Origin of the sequence: Sphingomonas piscis, from assembly GCF_011300455.1 — a bacterium.
GTDB lineage: Bacteria > Pseudomonadota > Alphaproteobacteria > Sphingomonadales > Sphingomonadaceae > Sphingomicrobium > Sphingomicrobium piscis.
Genome location: NZ_CP049869.1, coordinates 773,837 through 794,647, shown reverse-complemented (window position 1 = coordinate 794,647; position 20,811 = coordinate 773,837). Strand labels below are relative to the sequence as shown.

Genomic DNA, 20,811 nt, shown 5'->3' with positions numbered 1-20,811 from the left:
TCCGAACTGAACTGTTGCCGACCCTTCGAGCGAGGGCGTTGTTGTTTAAAGCAGGCCGCGGCCTGCGAGATTTCGCATCAGGTCACGCACGCCGAAGTGCCAGGCCGGCGCATCGCGCGAGGTTGTGACCCGGTTCTGCAACGTGCCGATCTTCGGCGCGGAGATCTTCACCACGTCGCCGATCTTGTGGGTAAAGCCGCGGCCCGCCTCGTCCCGGTCCTGCACCGGCGCGAACAGGGTGCCCAGGAACAGGGTAAAGCCATCCGGGAAATGATGTTCGCTGAGCGCCTGTCGGACCAGTTCCTCGGGATCGCGGCTGATCTCCGTCATCCGATTGGTGCCTTCAAGGCGGTAGCCTTCCGGACCGTCAATATCGAGCTCGACGACCGCATTGCGAACGTCGTCCATCGTGAACTGCTCGTCGAACAAGCGAATGAAGGGACCGATGGCGCAGGACGCATTATTGTCCTTGGCCTTGGACAGCAGCAGCGCGCTTCGGCCCTCAAAGTCGCGCAGGTTAACGTCGTTGCCGAGCGTCGCGCCCATAGCCTTGCCATGGCTGTTGACGATCAGCACGACCTCGGGTTCCGGATTGTTCCAGGTGGAGTCCGAACGCACGCCGATCTCCGCGCCCCAGCCGACGGTGGAAAGCACGGCCGACTTGGTAAAGATCTCGGCATCCGGGCCGATCGCGACCTCAAGATACTGGGACCACATGCCCGCTTCGAGCAAAGCGTCCTTGAGCTTTGCAGCCTCCTCGCTTCCGGGAACCACCGCGCGGATTCCCTTGCCGATCGTGCTTTCCAACGAGGTGCGGATCTGCGCCGCCTTGTCGCTGTCGCCGCGCGCCCGTTCCTCGATCACCCGTTCCACGGCAGACACCGCGAATGTGACGCCGGCCGCCTTCACGACTTGAAGGTCGACTGGCGACAGCAGGTAGGAACCAGGCGCCGACGACGCGACCTTGGCAATGAGCTCCTCGGTCGAACAAATTCGTTCGCCGGTGACACTCGCCGCATCATCGCGGTCGAGGAGGTCGGCGACCGTCGGCGCGGTGCGGGAGACGTCGAACACCTCGCCGCCCCGGATGATGACCGGCGTCGGTCCCGCATCCAGCCGAAGTCGGCCTGCAAGAACCGCGCCGTCGAGATCGTCAGGCAGCATCGCCGCCGAGAAAGCCTGCTCCAAGCCCTTCACCCCGTTTGTTTAAGTCTTAGTCGGCGAGAACGGCCTTGCCGTCCATCAAACGCTCGAGCTTATGCGGATTGCTGTCCTTGACGTCGTCAGGAAGCAGCGCGTCCGGCAAGTCTTGGTAGCTGACCGGGCGCAGGAAGCGATCAATGGCCATCGTGCCAACCGACGTCGAGCGCCCATCGGCCGTGGACGGGTACGGGCCGCCGTGAACCATTGCATGCGCGACCTCAACTCCCGTGCCGAAACCGTTGACGAGGATGCGGCCAACCTTCTTCTCGAGAAGTGGCAGCAGCTCCTTGGCTTGCGGATAATCGGACTCGGCAATGTGAATCGCTGCCGTCAGCTGGCCTTCGAGCGCCTCGACGACGTCGCGCACGGCATCGCGATCGGGGCAACGGACCACCAGCGAGCTGGAACCGAATACTTCTTCCTGGAGGTGGGGATCGGCAAGGAACGCTTCGGAGGAGGTCGCAAACAGCGCGGCCTGACCCTGGAAGTTCTCACCCGCCTTGCCCCGCGCGACCGTTTCCACCTGGTTGTGGCCGGCGAGCGCCTCGACGCCTTGGCAGTAGGACTGGTGAATGCCCGGCGTCAGCATGGTCGATGCCGCCGCTTCCTTCAGGGTCTCAGCTGCCGCGCTGAGAAATGTATTCAGGCCTTCGCCCTCTTCGGCGAGGATTAGGCCAGGATTGGTGCAGAACTGACCGGCGCCGAGCGTCAGCGAGCCGACGAACGCCTTGCCGATCGCTTCGGCGCGCTCCTTAAGCGCACCTTCGAACAGGATCACTGGATTGATCGAGCTCATCTCGGCATAGACCGGGATCGGCTCTTTGCGCTCGGCCGCTATCTTCATCAGCGCGGTTCCGCCGCCGCGCGAACCGGTGAAGCCGACGGCCTTGATGCGGTGGTCGGCGACCAAGCCCTGGCCGATTTCGCGGCCGCTATCGAATAGCAGCGAGAAGACACCTTCGGGGAGGCCGCTGGAGGCAACTGCTTTCTGGATGGCGGAGCCGACCAGTTCAGAGGTGCCGGGGTGCGCCGAGTGGGCTTTGGCGACGACCGGGCAGCCGGCCGCGAGCGCGGAAGCGGTGTCGCCACCGGCGACCGAGAAAGCGAGCGGGAAGTTGGACGCGCCGAAAACTGCGACCGGCCCGACCGGGATCATGCGCGACCGAAGATCAGGGCGTGGAAGCGGCTGGCGGTCCGGCATAGCCGGATCGATGCGGACGTCGAGATAGCGGCCGGCACGCACCACCTGCGCGAATAGGCGAAGCTGACCGACCGTGCGGCCGCGCTCGCCCTCGATACGGGGACGAGGCAGTCCGCTCTCGGTCATGCAGCGCTCAACCAGCTCGTCGCCAAGGTCGAGAATGTTCTGGGCGATCGCCTCCAGGAAAGCGGCGCGGGTTTCCGGATCGGTGTTGCGATAAGTGTCGAAGGCTTCGTCGGCCAAGCGGCAGGAATCGTCGAGGTCGTCCTTGGTGGCGCCACCGAATGCCGGGTCGAGCTTCTCGCCCGTGGCCGCGCTGATCCCGCGAATCTCGCCCTGGGTACCCTGCACCGCACGGGCGCCGATGAACATCTTGCCTTCAATCACGTCAGCACTCTCCGTTTTACTGCTCGCCCGCGCCTGCTCACGGCGGCCGCTCCGTCGAGCTTGAGCGGTCCACCGTGCCTTGGCGTTCCAACCGGATTTTGCAACCAGGAAGTGCCGTGACTCGGGCTAGACTGGTAGCGCTAACATTTTCAGTCGGCGGGCGCTAGTCCAGCACGGTATCAGATGGGAAGTTTCAGGCGTTCGCCAATGTCGGCACTGCGTTTGGCAAGTTCAATGATACGCATGACGTCCCGCGCTTCGTTAGGCAGGACAGGCGGCGGAGCGCCGCTCACGATAGCCTGGGCGACACCCTGATAGAAGGCGAGATAGTTGCCGCGGCCAGACGGCAATAGCTCCGTCGTGCCGCTCGGCGTCACGAAACGACCGGGCGAGGGGTCGAGGCCGTAATCTGGCGATCCGGGGATCAGCCCGCCCTTAAGCTGCCCTTCCTGCGGGTCGAGGCCATGCTTGATGAAGCTGCCGCCCATGCCGTGCACCGCAAAGCGCGGACGTGCGCTTGCCACCAGGGTGGAGCCGCTCAGCACGGCGCGCATGTCGCCATAGAACAAGGTGAGCTGAAAATAGTCGTCGACCCTGACACCAGGGCGCTGCTTGGCCATGTCCGCCTGCAGTGCGTCAGGCGGTCCGAACAGCTGCAGCACCTGATCGATCATGTGCGAACCAAGGTCGGCGAGCAGCCCCGTGCTCCCGTCCGGCGCTTCTTTCCAACTGTCACGGATCTCGACGCGAAAGCGATCCCAATTGGCTTCGAACAATTGCACCGCACCCAAGCGGGGGAGCATGTCGCGCAGCGTCAGGAAGTCGCTGTCCCAGCGGCGGTTATGAAACACGGTAAGCAGGCGCTGCTGCCGATCGGCCAGCGCCATCAGAGCGTCCGCTTCCTCGACTGTCGCAGTGAATGGCTTCTCGATCACCACATGCCGGCCGGCCTCGAGCGCAGCCTTAGCAAAGGGGAAGTGTGTGGCATTGGGCGTTGCGACCACGATCAGGTCACAGCCGGCGATCAGCGCATCGAGGCTGTCGACGCGACCAGCCACGTCGCGGCTAGTCAGGATGCCGCTAAGCTCGAGACCTTCGCAGGCCCGGATGAGCGGGGCGTGAAACGCGCTCCCGCCCAGTCCGTAGCCTGCGAGGCCGACGCGGATCATGCCCGCGGGCTTAGCTGCCGCACTGACCCTGAGGCGTGTTCGCGCTGATGATCTTCACGTCGGAGACGGAGAGACCGAGCTGCCCGGCGGTCTCGATCACCAGTGGTGCCGTGATCTTGGTCGCATCGAGCCCGCGGCCGAAGCAGCCAAGCGGCAGAGTCAGCGTCTGCCATTGGCCGAGCGGCGCCGAGCGGAACGTGTTGGTGACCGGAACATCCGCACCGGCCGCGCTGCCGGACAGCATACGCAGCACCACCGGGCCGGTGGGCCGGCGGTCGATGCGATACTCCATCACAAGGTGAAGCTGGCCGGTGAACTGCCGATTGAAATCCAGCGCGGCGGGCGCCTGGATCGCAACAGCCGACGTTCCGGTCCCCGGGAAGAGGATGCTGCGCGCGTCTTCCTGCGCGCGGCGGTCGATGCTCCGGATCTGGCCGGCGGTGCCGGGCAGGAAGTCGAAGTTCCAGCCCTGCGGCACGGTGCCGCGGCCGAACAGAATGCCATCGGGCAGATCCTCGTTCGGTGGACGGTCCTCGGACAGTGCGGCAAGCTCGCCAGGCTGGCCGTAGCTGAGACCATAACCGTAGGCGAACAACGGATCATAATTGGCATCGCCGAAGTTCAGCGGCGTCTGGTCGACCCGCTTCGGCCACGAAAAGGCGAGCTTGCCGGTGAAGTCGTGGTTCACGCTGCCGTCGGCCTTTCGGAACAAAACGTCCGACACGCCCCCGCCTTCGCCGCCTGGCAGGAACGCCGCAACGAAGGCATCTGACGCGTTGATCTCTGGATTCGCCCACAGGGGCGGCCCGAGAGGAAGACGGAGACAACAGGAATGCCCGCCTTCTTGAGCCGCTGAAGCAGCGCCAAATCCTTCTTGTCGGCCGGGCTGAACTCGACCGAGCGCGGGCGGTCGCCCACGAACTCGGCATAGGGATCCTCACCAAAGACGACGATCGCGACATCGGGCTTGCGGCCGTACTTGCCGTCGGCACTGAGGGTCGCACGGCCACCGGCGGCGGTTACCGCTTCGCGAATGCCCGAATAAATCGACTGGGCATTGCGGAAGTCGCTGTTCTTCAGGCCGGTGCCCTGCCAGGTCAGCGTCCAGCCGCCCGATTGCTTGGCGATATTGTCGGCGCCGTCACCCACCACCAGCACATTCGCCTGCGGCCGCAGCGGCAGGATCTGATTGCTGTTCTTTAACAGCACCAGCGACTTGCGCACCGCCTCACGCGCCACGGCGCGATGCTCGGGCGCACCGAGCAGGTTGAACTGACCGCCAAACGGACGAGCCGAGGGCTTCGGCCTCTCGAACAGGCCGGCGCGGATTTTGACGCGAAGGATCCGGCGCACCGCATCATCCAGGCGTGACATCGGGATCACGCCCGAATTCACCTGCGCCAGCGTATTTTCGTAAAGGCCTTTCCAGCTGTCGGGCGCCATATACATGTCGAGACCGGCGTTGATCGATTGCGGGCAATTGGTGTTCGTGCAGCCGGGCACCTGACCGTGCGCGTTCCAGTCGCCGACGACGAATCCGTTGAAGTTCATGTCGCCCTTCAGGATGTCGGTCAGCAATTCCTTGCTGCCGTGCACCTTTTCGCCGCGCACCAGCGAGAAGCTGGCCATGACGCTTTGCACGCCGGATTCGATGGCAGGTGGGTAGCCTGCGCCGTGGATATCGCGCAACTGCTCGGGGGTTGAAAGATTGTCGCCCTGGTCCTTGCCGCCATCGGTGCCGCCGTCGCCGACGAAATGCTTCACCGTTCCGACGACGCGGCCCGGGCCCATGAAGTCCGGCGTTCCGGGACGGCCTTGAAGGCCGAGGATCATTCGCGGCGAGTAGGCGCGGACGACCTCCGGGTTTTCGGAGAAGGATTCGTACGAGCGGCCCCAGCGATCGTCGCGGCCAACCGCGATAGTGGGCGAGAAATCCCATTCGATGCCGGTGACGGTCATTTCCTTGGCAGTGATCTCGCCGATCTTCTCGATGATGTCGGGGTCGCGCATTGCGCCTAGGCCGACATTCTGCGGGAAGATGGTGGCACCCGGGATGTTGGCGTGGCCGTGGACGGCGTCGATGCCGAAGATCGGCGGGATCTTGTCGCCGGACCACTGGGCGGTGTTCGCCGCATCCCAAAATTCGTCGGCAAGCTTCAGCCAGTCGGCGCCGGTCGAGGTGATGTCCTGATTGTTCGGTGCCGAATTGCCGCCGGCCAGGATCGAGCCGAACTTATACTTCCGCATGTCGGCGGGGGTGACCGTCGAGATGTCCGGCTGGATCGTCTGCGCGACTTTCTCGTCGACGCTCATGCGGCTCATGATCCGGGTGATGCGCGATTCAACCGCGGCGTCGATCGGCACCTGGCTCTGGACCGAGGGCCAGCGCACACGGGCGTCGGCAGGCGCCTGCGGTGCGGCCGGCGCTTCCGGCGCCATGGGCGCTGCGGGGGCGACCGGGGCAGTGGTGGTGCAGGCGCTCGCTAGCAGAGCAGCGAGGACGAACGACGCGCGCTTAGCCGTCAACATGTGTGCATTCCCTCCAAGGAGCTCTCCCAGGCTCCGACCGACGTGCTTATGGGCAAGGGAAAAGGCCCACAAGTGCTTGGTAACGCTAACATTGCGCAAACGTACCGAAATCTCGTTCTTCACATGCGAAATCGCCCGGCACGAAGGCCGGGCGACACGTTCATCGGAGATGGTTTTGGATCAGACGAAGCGGTTGATGAGGTTTTCGAGATATTCCTGACGACCGGATGACGGACGCTTGGTGCTGTTCGCCTGCAGCGCATGGTCGGCCAGTTCTGCAAGCGTTGCAGACTTCAGCGCCTTCTGCCCGAACTCGCCCTGCCAGCCGGCGTAGCGTTCGTCGGCGAACTTCTGCAGTCGGCCATCTTCGATGAGCGCGGCCGCATTGAGCAGCGCCTTGGCGAGAACGTCGATGCCGCCAATGTGGCCGTAGTAGAGATCGACAGGATCGATCGACTGGCGCCGCACCTTGCTGTCGAAGTTGAAGCCGCCGGTGTCGAAACCGCCGCCCTTCAGGATCTCCAGCAACGCCAGCGTCAGGCCCGGCACATCGTTCGGGAATTGGTCCGTGTCCCAGCCGTTCTGCGGGTCGCCGCGGTTGATGTCGATGGAGCCGAACACGCCCAGCGCGACGGCGGTAGCGATCTCATGCTCGAAGCTGTTGCCGGCGAGAGTCGCATGGTTCGCCTCGATGTTGACGAACACTTCGCCGATGAGGCCGTAGCGCTCCAGGAAGCCGTACACAGTGGCCGTGTCGCGATCGTACTGGTGCTTGGCCGGCTCATGCGGCTTCGGTTCAATCAGGATTTTGCCCGTGAAGCCGATCTTATGCTTGTGCTCGACGACCATATTCAGGAAGCGGCCGAGCTGATCGAGCTCCTGGCCCAGCTTGGTGTTGAGAATAGAGTCGTAGCCTTCCCGGCCGCCCCACAGGACGTAATTCGCGCCGCCCAGACGATGCGTGGTCTCCAGCATTTCGCGGACCTGGAAGGCGGCCCACGCATAGATGTCGGGATCGGGGCTGGTCGCCGCACCGGCGGCATAGCGCGGGTGGGAGAAGAGGTTGGCGGTGCCCCACAGCAGCTTGGTGCCACCGGTCTCCATCCGCTTCTGCATTGCGTCTGCAATGGCGGCCAGGTTGCGCTGATGCTCCTGCGTCGTGTTGGCGACGGCCATGGCGTCGACATCGTGGAAGCAGAAGAAGGGGGCGCCGAGCCGCTCGAAGAAGTCGAATGCGTTCTGCAGCTTGATCTCGGCCATGTCCTCAGTGCAGGCCTGCGCCGGCATCCAAGGACGCTCGAACGTGCCCGCGCCAAAAATGTCCGCACCCGGCCAGGCGAAGCTATGCCAATAGCAAACGGCGAGGCGGAGATGCTCCTCCATCGACTTGCCCAGCACCTGTCGCTTGGGATCGTAATAGCGGTAGGCGAGCATATTGTCGCTGTCCGGGCCCTCATACTTGATGGGCTCGATGTCGGCGAAAACGCGGTCGGTCATTGGTCACCTCGGAAGCTGGACTGGAGTGCGGAATAGAGGGAGCGGAAGCGCGGCTGCCGCCCTTGAAAGTAGGAAACGATCGCGGGCTCGGGTTCCACGGTCGCGATCATGGTCGGGGGTGGGCAAGCATCGGCAACCGGTGCGCCCTCCACTGCCATCAGCGCAAGCCGCGCGGCGCCGAAAGCGGGACCAACGTCCCCGCCGGCGCGGTAGACGAGCGGCGTGTCGAGCGCACCGGCGAGGATGCGGCCCCAGAAGAGAGAGCGCGAGCCGCCGCCAGCCACGGTGAGGCTTTCGACTTTGGAGCCCGACTCGGTAATCGTATCGAGCCCGTCGCGGAGACCCATCGCGACACCCTCGACGATCGATCGGGCGATTTCCGGACGCCCCGTCTCGGCGCGCAGCCCGAACAGAACGCCCTGCGCATGCGGGTCGGCGTGGGGGGTACGCTCGCCAGTCAGGTACGGAAGGAAGTAGGGCGCTTCGCCGGTGCTGTCCTCGGCGAGCGTCAGCAGCGCAGGAACGTCCTCCGTGCCGAGTACATTCTTCGACGCCCAGTCGAGCGAGGCGGCGGCGCTCAGCATCACCGACATCTGGTGCCACATGTTGGGTAATGCGTGACAGAACGCATGAAGGCCTCGGCTCGGGTTGGCGCGCAGGCTGTCGGTGGCGACGAACACGACACCCGATGTACCGAGCGAGATGAAGGCATCGCCATCATTGACCACGCCAAGGCCGACCGCAGCCGCGGCATTATCGCCGCCGCCGGCAACGACGGGCACGCTGTCCATGCCCCAGCGTGCGGCGACGTCGGCCAAGAGATTGCCGGTGACAGCATTGCCTTCGAACAGCTCGGGCATCGCCGAGAGGCTGAGCCCGGTGGCGGTCAGCATCTCTTCGGACCAGGACCTGTTTGCCACGTCGAGCCAGCAGGTGCCGCTGGCGTCCGCCATGTCGCACGCCTTGGTGCCGGTCATCAGCAGCCGCACATAATCCTTGGGCAGCAGCACGGAGCGGACCTGGTCAAAGATCTCCCGCTCGTGCTTCCTCACCCACAGCAGCTTGGGCGCGGTGAAGCCGGCCATTACCGCGTTGGCGATGATCTCGCGGCTGCGCGGTTCGGCGGCTTCCAGTTCTGCGCACTCGGCTTCGGAGCGACCGTCGTTCCACAAAATAGCGGGGCGAAGCACACGGTCCTGCGCATCGAGCAGGGTGGCGCCGTGCATTTGCCCGGCAACGCCGATGCCCCGCACCGCCTTGCGGTTCTGAGCCTTAAGCGACAGCACCGCCTTTTCCGTCGCCGCCCACCAGTCGGCTGGGTCCTGTTCCGAGTGCATCGGGGCGGGGCGGGAAACTTCGAGCGGCGCCGTCGCCTGCTCGACCAGCGAGCCGTCGGCGGCAAGCAATGCCGCCTTTACGCCGGACGTGCCGACATCAATGCCGAGATACATGACGGCTTAACGGACGAAAGGGTCAATGGTCCGGATCGTGCCATCCGGATTATAGGTCAGCTCCGTCACCTTCACATTGCGCAGGTGAGTCTTATTCGTGAGCTGCGTGTCGTGGTAGAACAGCCACCAGCGGCCGTCCTTCTGGACGATCGAATGGTGCGATGTCCAACCCTGGACCGGCGACAGGATGCGCCCGCGATAGGTGAACGGGCCATAGGGTGAGTCGCCCGTTGCATAAGCGATGAAGTGCGTGTCGCCGGTCGAATAGCTGAAATAGTATTTGCCGTTGTACTTGTGCATCCACGAGGCTTCGAAGAAGCGCCGGTCGTGGTCGCCACCCAGGATAGGCTTGCCTGCCTCATCGACGATCTGCACCTGACGCGGGCTCTCCGCGAACTCGAGCATGTCGCCACGCATCTTGGCGACGCGGGGCGCCGCTGCCGGGGCATTGTCCTGCTTCAGGTCGGTATTGCCGCCGTCCGGATTGTAAGTGTTGCCGTTCCAGCGCTGGAGCTGCCCGCCCCAGATGCCGCCGAAATACATGTAGCTGGTGCCGTCGTCGTCGGTGAAGACGGCCGGGTCCATGCTGTAGCTGCCCTTGATCGCCTGCGGCTGCGCGGTGAACGGACCGGTCGGACTGTTGCTGGTGGCAACGCCGATGCGGAAGACGTCCTGCTTATCCTTGGCCGGGAAATAGAGGTAGTATTTGCCGTTCTTGAAGGCGGCGTCGGGCGCCCACATCTGCCGGCCCGCCCAGGGCACGTCCTTGATATCGAGGGCTACCGGGTGAACCGTCACCGGCGCACCGACCCTGTCCATCGACAGCACGCGATAGTCGCGCATCTCGAAGTGGGAGCCGAGATCGTCTTCCGGCGTCGTGCCGTTGATGTCGTGCGAACCGTAGATGTAGAAACGGTTGTCGAACACGTGCGCCGATGGATCGGCGGTGTAGATTTCCGTGACCAATGGCTGCGAGAGGTAGCGCAGACCTTCCGGCGAGCGGGGCTCGTTTGCTGCTGCAGCTACAACAGCTGGCGCTGGAGCGGCAGCCTCTGCAGTGTTGGCCTGCGCTGCCACCTGCGCCGCAGTGGATGCGACCTGCGCTGCAGCGACCGCAGCTGCGGTGGTGCAGCCGGACAGGGTGATGGAAGCCGTGCCAGCGGCCAACAGGGCCAGATACGCTTTGCCGTTCATTTCATTCCTCTCCCGGGTTGGTCGACGTCCCCCGACTCTCCCGCTGTTAGCGCTAACAGAGCGCTGCCGATTCTGGCAAGCGCTGCTTTGATGAACCCTATCCGCGCTCGCCGGTTTCGAAGATGGCGGGTGCGTGGACAGGCGCCGCGTGCACCTTGGTGGGTAGCGACACCAGCATGTGATTGGAGGTCAGGAACAGTGTCGTTCCATCGGGTCCGCCAAACGCCAGGTTGGCGATCGCCGTGCCCGTTCTGATGAGCCCGAGCCGCTTACCCGCCGGCGAGAAGATGTGAATGCCGCCCGGGCCGCTGGACCAGACGTTGCCATATTCGTCGACGGTCATGCCGTCCGGAAGGCCGGGGTTCGCCGGGCTTACCAGCGCCGTCATGTCGCTGAACACGCGGGCGCGGGCCAACGTTTGCTGCGGCGTCACGTCATAAGCCATGATGACCGCGCGCTTGGGATCGGAGACAGTAACGTACAACGTCTTTCCGTCGGGCGAGAAGCCGAGGCCGTTGGGAAAGCTTAGCGACGGTTCGACCAGTACGGCCTTGCCGTCCGATGTCGCCCGATAGACGCCGTTGGCCTTTTGCTCCTTGAGCGGGGAATCGTTCAGCCCGTCGAGCCCGTAGGGCGGGTCAGTGAACCAGATCGTCCCGTCAGCGGCGACCGCAATGTCATTAGGCGAGTTGAACTTCTTCCCCTGATAGCTGGTGACCAGCATCCGCTTCGCCTTGGTCGCGAGGTCGATGGCGGCGATCGCCCGGCTGCCATGATCGGCGGCGAGGATCTGTCCGGCGAACCCGGGCTTCAATCCGTTGGTGCCCGGCTCCCGAAAGCCGGGCTTGGCCGGTCCGTCGCCACCCGAGGGCTCCTTCCAGACGGTTAGGCCTTCTGCTTCGCTCCACTTGTGGATTCGGTTGCCCGGCACATCACTGAACAGCAGATATTGTCCGTCGGCGATCCACACCGGACCTTCCGACCATCGCATGCCTTCGCCGAGCTTGCGGACGGTGGTGCCGGGAGCGATCAGCCGGTCGAGCGCGGCATCCTGCCGCTCGATCTTCGCTTCGGGGACGGGCGCGTTCATCGGTGCGGCGGCGCTAAGAGTGAAGAGCAGGGCGGTGGCGGCGAGAAGTTGTTTCATGGCCGCAAGGTTCGCCGCAAAGCGCAGGGAGGGCAAGCGGGAATCGCATCAGCCGGCGATCCGCTTCAGCTTGTCCAGCGCACTGCTGTCGGGTTCCTCCGGCGCAATCGTGGCGACGAACTTGCCGTCACTGCCGAATAGCAGGGCGGTTGCCGTATGATCGACGCTGTAGCCGCCGCTTCCGTCAAGCACCTTCTTTGAAAAGATGCCGAACTGCTTCTTCACCTGCGCAATCTGAGCGGGCGTGCCCGTAAGCCCGGTGATCGGCGCGTTGAACAAGGTCGCATATTTGCCGACCTCAGCAGGGCCGTCGCGCTCCGGGTCGACGGACACGAACAGAATTGCCGGCGTGTTGCCGTCGCCGCCGAGCTGCTGACGCAAGCGCACTAGGCGCGCCAGCGTCGTCGGGCAAACGTCGGGGCAATGGGTGAAGCCGAAGAAAATGACGTAGGGCTTCCCGCTGAGCGTTTGGCTGCTGAACGGCTTGCCGTCGGCGCCGGTGAGGGTGAACGGTCCACCCAGTGTCAGGGCGGACACAGCCGAACCGCTGCCGCCAGCCTGCTCCGGTGCAGGCCGCAGCTGGAGATATGCAAAGCCGGCAAGCGCAAGTGCGACCAGCAACCACAGGAAGATGCGAACGCGCTTCATCTCAATGTCCTTCGTGACCCGTCGTTGCCGGTTCATTCCTAACTGCAGCGGTGACGACCTTTTCACCCGCTTTCTCGAAGCGAAGGGTCAGCCGGACGCTCTGTCCGGGCGCAAGCGGACGGCTGAGCTGTTCCAACATCAGATGGTTGCCGCCCGGGCTAAGCGTCGCCGTACCGCCGCCACCGACCGGAAGGCCGTTTGCCAGCGGGCGCATGCGTGCAATGCCATTCTTGTTTGAAGACGAATGGAGCGTGACCTTGGCGGCGGCGTCCGTCTCCGCGCCGATCAATCGATCGTTGGCGCCGCCCGAATTGACGATGGTCGCGTAACCGGCGGTCATCTGTCCTGCGCCGACCGTGGGTCGCACCCACGCATCTTTGACTTCGATCTGGGGCGCGCCAGCCTCGCCGGAGCAAGATGCGAGAAGAAGAAAGGCAAGGGGCGAAGATATGCGGATCATGTCGCCGCCGATAGGGCAAGCGCACCTGCTTCGCTACTGCTGACGCTCTTCCTTCGGCTTGTCCGCATTCGCATCCGCTGCCGCACGGTCATCCGGTTCGGTGAGGTTGGAGGCGGACTGTCCAAGCTTCTTCAGCGGCGACAATAGCCACAAGGTGATCACCGTCGCCGCCGCGAGCAAGATCGCGACATCATAGCTTCCAAGCCCGACCGAAATGCCGATCGCTCCGGTGATCCAAAGGCTCGCGGCGGTCGCCGTGCCGCGCACACTGTCCTTCATTCGGAGGATCGCGCCGCCGCCGATGAAACCCATGCCGGTAATCAGCCCTTCGATGATGCGCGCCATCGCCTCCGGTGTCGCAGGCATCGAGCTCTCCGCCGCCTGCACGACGCCGCAGGTAGCGACCGCAACTAGCGGAAACGTGCGGAGGCCCGCGCTTCTTTCTTCGCGCTCACGATTCCAGCCAATCGGGAAAGCCAGGGCGTAGGCGACGAGAAGCGACAGGAGGTGAGGCAGAATCTCGAACGAGTTGGCTTGAAGAAGCTCTGTCATGAAAGTGTAACGCGGCCGGTCGCGACTGGCTGCACACGGCTTTGTGAATGGCGCTCCGGAAACTCCAACGCCGCGCCGCGTTCAGGACTTATGCTTCACGAGCCTACCATACTCGACACGTCCCAGTTCGACCCGCCACCGGATTCGGAAGATTTCTTTTCAGAGGTGCTGCACCTGCTCGCCCAGTCGGAAGTGCCCTTCCTTGTGTCCGGCACTTACGCCTTGTCATTTTACACCGGGATCGTTCGCCCGACGAAGGACGTCGACGTGTTTGCAAAGGCCGGCGACTGCCTGCGCATCCTCGCCTTCTTCAAGAGCCATGGGTTTGAGGTCCAGATGGTGGACGAGCGCTGGCTGGCGCGCGTGTGCCGGGGCGAGCTGTTCCTGGACGTTATCTTCAACATGCCCACCGCCTCGACCCACGTCACCGACGACTGGTTCGAACATGCGCCCCGCGTCAGCATATACGACACGGTGGTGAAGATCGTGCCGCCGACCGAGTTCGTCTGGTCGAAGATCTACGTCCAGGACCGCTACCGCTACGACGGCGCGGACGTCGCCCACGTTATCCTCAAAAAGCATGACGAAATCGACTGGCGCCGGCTGCTGTCGAACATGGAGCTTCACTGGGAAGTGCTGCTGATGGCAGTGCTCAACTTCCGCTTCATCTACCCGAGCGAGCGCGAAGCGATCCCGCGGTGGCTGTTCGACGAATTGATCGGGCGCCTGCAGGCGCAGGCGGAAATGCCCGCACCGGGCATGAAGGTCTGCCGCGGCCGGCTCTTCTCCCCGCGCGACTATCTCCCCGACATCAAGGAATGGGGCTTCTCCGAAGCCGTCGGCAATCTTGAGGAACGCCATGAACGACGTTGAACAGCAGGACACCACCAGCGCCACGGTGCGCATCGCCGCGATCGGCGACCTTCACGTCACCGAGAGCAACGCCAATCCCTACCGCGACCTGTTCGTCGAAATGTCGGGCGAAGCGGACGTCATCGTGCTGTGCGGCGACCTCACCAACTTCGGTAAGACGAAGGAGGCCGAGATCCTCGCCGACGACATCCGTGCCGCGAAGGTGCCCGTGGTCGGTGTGCTGGGAAATCACGATTACGAATGCGGCCAGCCGGAGCATGTGAAGGAGATCCTCCAGCAGGCAGGCATGACCGTGCTCGACGAGCAAGCGGTGGAGATCGAAGGCATCGGCTTTGCCGGCGTGAAGGGCTTCGTCGGCGGGTTCGGACGCGGCGAGTTGGCGCCGTTCGGGGAGCCGGAGATCAAGGCCTTCGTCGACGTCGCCAACAATGAGGCGCGCAAGCTCGAGAATGGGCTGCGCACGATCCGCACACCGAAGTCCGTGGCGGTGCTTCACTACTCGCCAATCCCGGACACGTTGGTCGGCGAATGGACGGAGATCTTCCAATATCTCGGCACCCAACGGCTGGCAGACGCGATCGACCGCTTCGACCATGTCCAGGCGGTGGTCCACGGCCACGCCCATCACGGCAGCTACGAAGGCAAGACGATGGGCGGCAAGCCGGTCTACAATTGCGCGCAGTTCGTGGTGAAAAAGGCGTTCGACCGCCCGTACGCCCTGCTCGATATCTAGGTGGCCCGAAGCCAGCCAGTGACCGAGTAACGCGAATTGGGCGCGAAGCTGGATACCTGGCTGACGCTGTGATCCTGCGGCACGGCGAACAAGGTCAGCGCGTTCATTCGCGGCACCTTGCCATGCAGGATATCGCCGGACTTGGAATGGAACTGCAGCAGCCCGCCCCACTCGGTACGCCATTCCTTAGTGAGTCCGAAAACGTAGGCGGCCCTGCGCCCATGTTCGTCCAGATGGTCGTTGTGCAAGGTTAGGAAGTCGCCGGCACCATAACGGGTTGCGCTCGCGTCCGCGGCGTCAATGTCGGGCGCCCCGGTAAGGAATCGCATCAGCTCAACGACCGGGTCGCTCGACATGAACGCTGCGAATCGGCCGAGTACGGTACTTGGTTCGAGGTTGCGGAGGTCGTCGGCTATGACAACGATCTGTTGAAAGATGTACCGGAATGGGTCTCGATCGATGGGTCCCGCAGCCTGACGGATAGCTTGCCGCTGGGTGTCGCTCATCGCGGTCCAGGCCGGCAATGCGAACTCGATCGGCTTGCTGCTTCCTGCAAGAACACGCACTCGCCAGTCATCGCGGGCTATCACATGGTCCCGCAATTCTTCAGCGGCATCGTCGGAGATGAACGGCGCGATCTGAACACAGCCCTGCTCGGCAAAGTCGCGCCTGAGTGATTGCCGATCGATATCAGGGTGAAGTGAGAAGCTGCCCGACGATCCGCCCAATGTTACAAGCGCCGTGTAAATGTGTCGGCGTTCAGGGTTGCGGTGCCGGGGTGATGCTTGTCGAGGTGCCGCTTGATGATCCTGAGGTTGCGGCTGTTCGACCGAAAGAAGAAGTCGGGGATGGCGCCCACGAAGGGGATCATCCCGAGCAGCCAGTCCGTTCCGACGTTTCCGCCCATGCGGGCGATCTGCCATTTGGACAGGCCTAGATTCCGCGCTTCCCACACCAGATAAGCGCCGATCGCCGCCGCCGCTGTCGGACCGACGCCGGGAATGAAGTCGAGCAGCACGTCCAAACCGACCTTCCGGTTCAGACCGGGGATCTCGAACAACCCTTCCATCACCCGCTCGAGCGCTTCGATGCGCTGGCGGACGGATTGCGGCTCGGCCGACAGTGCCGACAATCGGCGTTGTGTGTCTGTGCTCATTCCGACGAACTCCGCTCCAGTTGCGTCCTTAGACCGGTGAGCGTGTGACGGGCAAAGCGGTTCCCGGCAAAGCCCTGGACGGCGGGGGACACCAGCGACCAGCGAATGGGCGCGGTCAGAGGAAAGAAGAGAACCTGCTCATCCATGACTTGCCCTGCCTGAAGGAAGAAGGCGGCGCGTTGCTCGGCCACCATCGCCTGCCGCGCCGAGTCCAGCAAGGCGTCGGCATCTTCGCTGCAGATCGGCGCAACGGCGCAGCGAAACTGCCGAAGGAACCAGGACGGCGATGTTGATGGCGCGACCGCGTCCACCAGCCGAAGGTCGGCCCGATCGGTCGCACCAACCCGCTGCACGGTAAGGCCGATCGCGCCCCAGTCCGCCTGAAGACGCGCAAACAATAGGTCCGCGCCGGAACCATCCGGAAGGCCAATCCGCAACGACGGCTTCTCATCGGTGCCGAACAGACGGTTGGATTCGGCGATCAATGAAGCGCGGCGATCCGACAGCGGCCTGGTAAACCATGGCTGCGCCGCAAGCGTCGGAACTCCTTCAAGTCCCGTCTGGAGCAACGTCGTTCGGGGTGCCAGATTGGGAACGCCCAACGCGGCGATCAAGGCGTCTCGGTCGATCGCCTGGGTAAGCAGGCGACGGACGTCCGGTTCGTTCAAAGGTCCGGCGCTGTCGACGGGCACCAGCCCGAACAGCCCGGCTACGGGATCGAAAAGCAGGGCGTTGCGGGGATGCCGAACCCCGCGAGCGATTGGAAGGTCGGCGAATGTCCCCCCAAGCACCAGGTCAACATCGCCGCGAGCGAAGGCTTCAACCGCTTCGCGGGTCGGGAGGTGTCGAAGCTCCACCTCTTCCTTCCGCACCTCGTCGCCGTCGTTGACGAGGATTTCACGGGACAGGGTCAGACGACCTTCTTCGCCCGTATCCTCACCCAGTTGGAACGGCCCAGAGCCACCGCCGCGGATGATCGCCAGTTCGGGCTGGGCCAGCAGCTGAAGAAGATTCGGCCGCGGTGCGCTCAGGCGGAGCTCCAGAACCCGGTCTGTCATTGCGACGATCTCCGTCACTGCACCGAGGCTATCCCGAAGCGGATTGCGGCCCTCCTGGTTGGTGGCGCGACGGAGAAGCCGGGCAACCTGCTGCGCGGTAAGCTTGCTGCCGTCGTGCCACTCGGCGCTCCGGAGGCGAAAAACATAGCTAAGCCCGTCGTCGCTGACGTTCCATCGTTCGGCGAGTCCAGGCTCAATCTGACCGCGTGCATCGAAGCGGACGAGCCCTTGAGCCACATTGGCGACCAGGAGTTGATCGCCGGCGCTTAGGACTGAACTGGACGGATCGGCCACCTTCATCCGGGAACCGATCACCGCCACCCTGGTCGGCGCCTCGTCATCCTTTTTGCAGCCCGGCGTCAACAGCGCTGCAAGGGACAGCAGGATGGCCGAAAAGGCATGGTTCCCGTTCATCGCAGCGTCCTTAGCCCCAGCCTGCGCCAGTCCCAAGCCGGACGGTAGAGCGCAGGTTCCGCAAGGCTCTGGATATCTGCTCTTCACTGTTTTACTAAGCTAAAGCACTCAGCCGTTTCGGAGAAGGCGCAGTTGGCATTTGGCGGCGGGATTTGGGCGCGGAATGGCGCCAATGTCGAGGATCTGCCCGACCCCTTCGCCGCTCCGGACGTGGAGCCGGTGGCCGATAGTGACACTCTCACCACGGATTTCGACTCAGAGCCGCCGGAGCCTGCGCCGAAGCGCCGACGTTGGTTGCGGCACACACTGTACATTGTTGCCGCGCTGACTCTGATCACCTTGGCTTGGTTGATCGTCACTGCACCTTTGTCCCGGGCGCTTGAACCGCTCGACGACCCTGCCATGCTCCTGATGACCGCGGATGGTCATGCCATTGCGCGGCGCGGTGCAATCAAAGAAGCGCCGGTTGAAGTTGCCAAGCTCAATCCGCTGACTCCCAACGCGTTCATCGCCATCGAGGATCGCCGGTTCCGCCGCCATTGGGGCATCGACCCGCGCGCCATCGGCCGCGCCTTCGTGGCCAACTTCCGGGCCGGGGGAGTCCGTCAAGGCGGCAGCACGCTGACGCAACAGCTGGCCAAGACCAGCTTCCTGTCGAGCGATCGAAGCTACAAGCGCAAGGCACAGGAGGTGATCATCGCCTTCTGGCTGGAGGCGTGGCTGACCAAGGACGAGATTCTGTCGCGCTACCTATCAAGCGTCTATTTCGGGGACGGTGTGTACGGCCTTCGTGCAGCAGCACGGCACTATTTCAACAAAAAGCCCGAAAATCTCACGCTCGCGCAGTCAGCAATGCTTGCAGGGGTCGTCCAAGCACCCTCGCGCCTAGCCCCAACGCGCAACCTGGCCGCCTCGCGCAAGCGGGCCAAGCTGGTGTTGGCTGCAATGGCCGACACTGGGGTCATAACCCCTGCCCGGGCGTCCGCGGTGACACCTGCACGCCCAGTTCGGCAAGCAGCGAAGTTGCCCGCAGGCACGTACTTCGCCGACTGGGTTGCCCCCGAAGCCCGCGACGCGTTCGAGGCGGACTTCGGCGAGGTCAAGGTTGAGACTACCCTCGACTATGATCTCCAACGGATCGCCGAACGCGTGATATCACGCGCTCCGATCGCCCAGGCACAAGCTGCCCTCGTGGCAATGCGGCCGGACGGCAGGGTCGTCGCGATGGTGGGTGGCAAGAGCTACAAGGCGAGCCCATTCAACCGCGCCACGCAAGCGCGCCGGCAGCCCGGATCGGCCTTCAAGCTGTTCGTCTACCTCGCGGCCCTGCGTTCCGGCTGGACGCCGGACAGCAAGATCGAAGACCGGCCGATCACGATCGACGGGTGGACTCCGGCCAACTCGGACGGGGTGTATCGCGGCAGCATCACCTTGCGGGATGCATTCGCCCGTTCGAGTAATGCGGCAGCGGTTCGCCTGTCGGAACAGGTCGGTCGCCAGAACGTGCTGCGCGTGGCGCGGGAGCTTGGGATATCGACGCCGCTGCCCAACCATCCGAGCGCGGCGCTTGGCACGGAGGGCGTCAGCTTGCTGGAGCTTACGGCCGCCTACGCCGCCGTGGCCGGCGGCAGGTACCCGGTCAGCGCCCAAGGGGTGAGCATCAAGGAAAAAGAGGAGCAGGGCTTCACCGACTTCTTCCGGAGCAGGGGCGGCAGCCTCGACCGACGCCGCGACTGGGCGCCGATGCTCGACCTTCTCTGGTCGGCCGCTAACCAGGGAACCGGCAAACGCGCGGCGCTTCGTGTTCCAACCTTCGGGAAGACGGGAACGACTCAAGAGCATCGCGACGCGCTGTTCGTCGGTTTTGCCGGTAATCTCGTTGTCGGAGTCTGGGTTGGACGGGACGATAACAAGCCGCTCGGCGGGATGACGGGCGGAACGGTTCCCGCCGGGATGTGGAAGGACTTCATGACTTCGGCGATCGCCATCGAAGGAAGCGGAGGGCCTGAACTGCCGTTCAAACCCAAGGTGAAACGGTCCGAAGCGCCAGCCTCGGGGAGCAGCGAAGGCGGCGATCCGGTCGGGGATTTGGTACGCGCATTGGAGGAACTTTTCGGCGGCTGAGCCGCGATATTGGTTAACGTACGGAAACTGCTGGCTTTAAAACTTTCTCAACCGGTCCGCGGATAGGAAGGCTGCAACCTGGGCGATGGAACGGCCGGGTGGGGGAACAGAGGTTCCCCGCAAGTGGAGCCTATAGGAGACCAGAGATGGCCAAGTTTCTGAAGCTGATCAAGAACGAAGATGGTGCTACCGCGATCGAGTACGGCCTGATTGCCGCCCTCATCGCCGTTGCCGCGATTGCCGCCATGGGCAGCGTCGGCACCAAGCTGGGCACGACCTTCAACAACGTTGCTGCGAAGCTCTAAGCTTTCGCCGAACGGTTGAAAAAGGGCGGCGGCGTCGAAAGGCGCCGCCGCTTTTTTTGTGCTCTACAAACGTGCGACCGGAGGAGAAGAATCCGTTTCGGTGCCGGTGTTAAGTTACTGCTGAGGCTGTTCGCCTCACCTCTCATGCGCCGTTTCGAACGGCCTGGGAGGGTCGCAGACGTGAAACCGCGGGAACAGCGCCGCAACGTACTCATCAAAGCGCGGATGCGCATCGCCGAGCGCTGGGGCGACGCACTCATCCTCAACATGTCCTCGCGCGGGCTGCTGATCCAGTCGCGGCAGCCGCCCAGGCGTGGGGAATATATCGAGATTCGGCGCGGGAAGCATGTGATCATCGCCCGGGCGGTGTGGTCAGGCGAGGACCGGTTTGGAGTCCAGACGCAAGACGTGATCGCGATGGATGCCGTGATCCACGAGCCGGACAAGTCGCTCGCCTGTCCAGTCGCAACGGAAACGATCGAGCGACGTGCGGCGCAGCGCCCGACCACCGGCTCGCGGTTCGAGGATAATCGCCTGGTCGGCCGCCTGCTGGAGTTTGCTTGCTTCATCTTCGTTGGCGCAACGGCGGCATCGATCGCCTTTTTCGCCGTTGGAGATGCACTCGCCCGTCCATTCAGCAGCGTCACCGCATCCCTCGAATAAGCATGGGAGTTGGTTGACTCTGGCCTGCGACTCACGGAACATAAAGA

At 63.8% G+C, this 20,811-nt stretch carries 19 protein-coding genes and 1 pseudogene; 5 read left to right on the top strand and 15 right to left on the bottom strand.

The features are described 5' to 3' along the window. Positions 1-45 precede the first annotated feature (45 nt). The 12 genes and pseudogenes from G7077_RS03970 to G7077_RS03920 form a co-directional block, all read right to left on the bottom strand. Positions 46-1,164: a fumarylacetoacetate hydrolase family protein gene (locus G7077_RS03970; RefSeq protein WP_166412309.1), complete on the bottom strand. Its 1,119-nt coding sequence runs from the start codon at positions 1,162-1,164 to the stop codon at positions 46-48. Between the two features lie 49 nt (positions 1,165-1,213). Next, positions 1,214-2,791, bottom strand: a complete 1,578-nt coding sequence (locus G7077_RS03965) for an aldehyde dehydrogenase (NADP(+)) (protein WP_425505302.1) — start codon at positions 2,789-2,791, stop codon at positions 1,214-1,216. 179 nt (positions 2,792-2,970) lie between these two features. Beyond that, positions 2,971-3,960, bottom strand: a complete 990-nt coding sequence (locus G7077_RS03960; RefSeq protein ID WP_166410582.1) for a Gfo/Idh/MocA family oxidoreductase — start codon at positions 3,958-3,960, stop codon at positions 2,971-2,973. Between the two features lie 10 nt (positions 3,961-3,970). Continuing rightward, positions 3,971-4,438 carry a putative glycoside hydrolase gene (locus G7077_RS14040; RefSeq protein WP_246167482.1) on the bottom strand — a complete coding sequence of 156 codons (468 nt, stop codon included), beginning with the start codon at positions 4,436-4,438 and terminating at the stop codon, positions 3,971-3,973. Positions 4,439-4,585: 147 nt separating this feature from the next. Beyond that, positions 4,586-6,207, bottom strand: a pseudogene (locus G7077_RS03955) (glycoside hydrolase family 3 protein); the annotation flags it as partial. 462 nt (positions 6,208-6,669) lie between these two features. Next, entirely contained in the window at positions 6,670-7,986 is a 1,317-nt protein-coding gene (gene xylA, locus G7077_RS03950) for a xylose isomerase (protein WP_166410581.1), read from the bottom strand. After that, positions 7,983-9,437, bottom strand: a complete 1,455-nt coding sequence (gene xylB, locus G7077_RS03945; protein WP_166410580.1) for a xylulokinase — start codon at positions 9,435-9,437, stop codon at positions 7,983-7,985. The genes xylA and xylB overlap by 4 nt, the downstream gene beginning before the upstream one ends. 6 nt (positions 9,438-9,443) lie before the next feature. Further along, positions 9,444-10,631 (bottom strand): glycoside hydrolase family 43 protein, encoded by a 1,188-nt coding sequence (locus G7077_RS03940; protein ID WP_166410579.1) that lies wholly within the window; start codon positions 10,629-10,631, stop codon positions 9,444-9,446. Positions 10,632-10,728: 97 nt separating this feature from the next. Beyond that, positions 10,729-11,778, bottom strand: a complete 1,050-nt coding sequence (locus G7077_RS03935; protein ID WP_206367689.1) for an SMP-30/gluconolactonase/LRE family protein — start codon at positions 11,776-11,778, stop codon at positions 10,729-10,731. A 48-nt stretch (positions 11,779-11,826) separates the two neighbouring features. Then, complete coding sequence (locus tag G7077_RS03930; protein ID WP_166410578.1) at positions 11,827-12,426, bottom strand: SCO family protein; 600 nt, start codon at positions 12,424-12,426, stop codon at positions 11,827-11,829. Between the two features lies 1 nt (position 12,427). Next, a complete protein-coding gene (locus tag G7077_RS03925) occupies positions 12,428-12,886 on the bottom strand; it encodes a copper chaperone PCu(A)C (protein WP_166410577.1) in 459 nt (152 codons plus the stop codon). A 33-nt stretch (positions 12,887-12,919) separates the two neighbouring features. Next, positions 12,920-13,438, bottom strand: coding sequence for an MgtC/SapB family protein (locus tag G7077_RS03920; protein ID WP_166410576.1), 519 nt, complete (start codon positions 13,436-13,438; stop codon positions 12,920-12,922). A 90-nt stretch (positions 13,439-13,528) separates the two neighbouring features. Here G7077_RS03920 and G7077_RS03915 point away from each other — a divergent pair, with 90 nt between their 5' ends. Together G7077_RS03915 and G7077_RS03910 are read left to right on the top strand one after the other, a co-directional pair. After that, entirely contained in the window at positions 13,529-14,311 is a 783-nt protein-coding gene (locus G7077_RS03915) for a nucleotidyltransferase family protein (protein ID WP_166410575.1), read from the top strand. Next, positions 14,298-15,044 carry a metallophosphoesterase family protein gene (locus G7077_RS03910; protein WP_166410574.1) on the top strand — a complete coding sequence of 249 codons (747 nt, stop codon included), beginning with the start codon at positions 14,298-14,300 and terminating at the stop codon, positions 15,042-15,044. Before G7077_RS03915 ends, G7077_RS03910 begins: the two co-directional genes overlap by 14 nt. Here the strand turns inward: G7077_RS03910 and G7077_RS03905 are convergent. The 3 genes from G7077_RS03905 to G7077_RS03895 are packed head-to-tail and all read right to left on the bottom strand — an operon-like array spanning position 15,041 to position 17,672. Further along, positions 15,041-15,772: a 2OG-Fe(II) oxygenase gene (locus G7077_RS03905; RefSeq protein ID WP_166410573.1), complete on the bottom strand. Its 732-nt coding sequence runs from the start codon at positions 15,770-15,772 to the stop codon at positions 15,041-15,043. The genes G7077_RS03910 and G7077_RS03905 overlap by 4 nt on opposite strands. A 2-nt stretch (positions 15,773-15,774) precedes the next feature. Next, a complete protein-coding gene (locus tag G7077_RS03900) occupies positions 15,775-16,200 on the bottom strand; it encodes a DUF4112 domain-containing protein (protein WP_166410572.1) in 426 nt (141 codons plus the stop codon). Further along, positions 16,197-17,672 (bottom strand): ABC transporter substrate-binding protein, encoded by a 1,476-nt coding sequence (locus tag G7077_RS03895; protein ID WP_166410571.1) that lies wholly within the window; start codon positions 17,670-17,672, stop codon positions 16,197-16,199. Before G7077_RS03895 ends, G7077_RS03900 begins: the two co-directional genes overlap by 4 nt. Before the next feature lie 132 nt (positions 17,673-17,804). Here G7077_RS03895 and G7077_RS03890 point away from each other — a divergent pair, with 132 nt between their 5' ends. The 3 genes from G7077_RS03890 to G7077_RS03880 all read left to right on the top strand — a co-directional run bounded on the left by G7077_RS03890 (position 17,805) and on the right by G7077_RS03880 (position 20,764). Beyond that, positions 17,805-19,796: a transglycosylase domain-containing protein gene (locus G7077_RS03890; protein WP_246167361.1), complete on the top strand. Its 1,992-nt coding sequence runs from the start codon at positions 17,805-17,807 to the stop codon at positions 19,794-19,796. A 146-nt stretch (positions 19,797-19,942) separates the two neighbouring features. After that, a complete protein-coding gene (locus G7077_RS03885; protein ID WP_166410570.1) occupies positions 19,943-20,101 on the top strand; it encodes a Flp family type IVb pilin in 159 nt (52 codons plus the stop codon). 180 nt (positions 20,102-20,281) lie between these two features. Further along, positions 20,282-20,764, top strand: coding sequence for a hypothetical protein (locus G7077_RS03880; protein ID WP_166410569.1), 483 nt, complete (start codon positions 20,282-20,284; stop codon positions 20,762-20,764). Positions 20,765-20,811: the final 47 nt, after the last annotated feature.

Excerpts from the sequence above, each read along its gene's own strand:
- G7077_RS03885 (WP_166410570.1), top strand. The coding sequence starts at position 19,943 with ATGGCCAAGTTTCTGAAGCTGATCAAGAACGAAGATGGTGCTACCGCG.
- G7077_RS03960 (WP_166410582.1), bottom strand. The coding sequence starts at position 3,960 with ATGATCCGCGTCGGCCTCGCAGGCTACGGACTGGGCGGGAGCGCGTTT.
- G7077_RS03940 (WP_166410579.1), bottom strand. The coding sequence starts at position 10,631 with ATGAACGGCAAAGCGTATCTGGCCCTGTTGGCCGCTGGCACGGCTTCC.
- G7077_RS03970 (WP_166412309.1), bottom strand. The coding sequence starts at position 1,164 with ATGCTGCCTGACGATCTCGACGGCGCGGTTCTTGCAGGCCGACTTCGG.
- G7077_RS03920 (WP_166410576.1), bottom strand. The coding sequence starts at position 13,438 with ATGACAGAGCTTCTTCAAGCCAACTCGTTCGAGATTCTGCCTCACCTC.
- G7077_RS03910 (WP_166410574.1), top strand. The coding sequence starts at position 14,298 with ATGAACGACGTTGAACAGCAGGACACCACCAGCGCCACGGTGCGCATC.
- G7077_RS03935 (WP_206367689.1), bottom strand. The coding sequence starts at position 11,778 with ATGAAACAACTTCTCGCCGCCACCGCCCTGCTCTTCACTCTTAGCGCC.
- xylB (WP_166410580.1), bottom strand. The coding sequence starts at position 9,437 with ATGTATCTCGGCATTGATGTCGGCACGTCCGGCGTAAAGGCGGCATTG.
- G7077_RS03925 (WP_166410577.1), bottom strand. The coding sequence starts at position 12,886 with ATGATCCGCATATCTTCGCCCCTTGCCTTTCTTCTTCTCGCATCTTGC.
- G7077_RS03930 (WP_166410578.1), bottom strand. The coding sequence starts at position 12,426 with ATGAAGCGCGTTCGCATCTTCCTGTGGTTGCTGGTCGCACTTGCGCTT.
- xylA (WP_166410581.1), bottom strand. The coding sequence starts at position 7,986 with ATGACCGACCGCGTTTTCGCCGACATCGAGCCCATCAAGTATGAGGGC.
- G7077_RS03895 (WP_166410571.1), bottom strand. The coding sequence starts at position 17,672 with ATGAACGGGAACCATGCCTTTTCGGCCATCCTGCTGTCCCTTGCAGCG.
- G7077_RS03900 (WP_166410572.1), bottom strand. The coding sequence starts at position 16,200 with ATGAGCACAGACACACAACGCCGATTGTCGGCACTGTCGGCCGAGCCG.
- G7077_RS03915 (WP_166410575.1), top strand. The coding sequence starts at position 13,529 with ATGCTTCACGAGCCTACCATACTCGACACGTCCCAGTTCGACCCGCCA.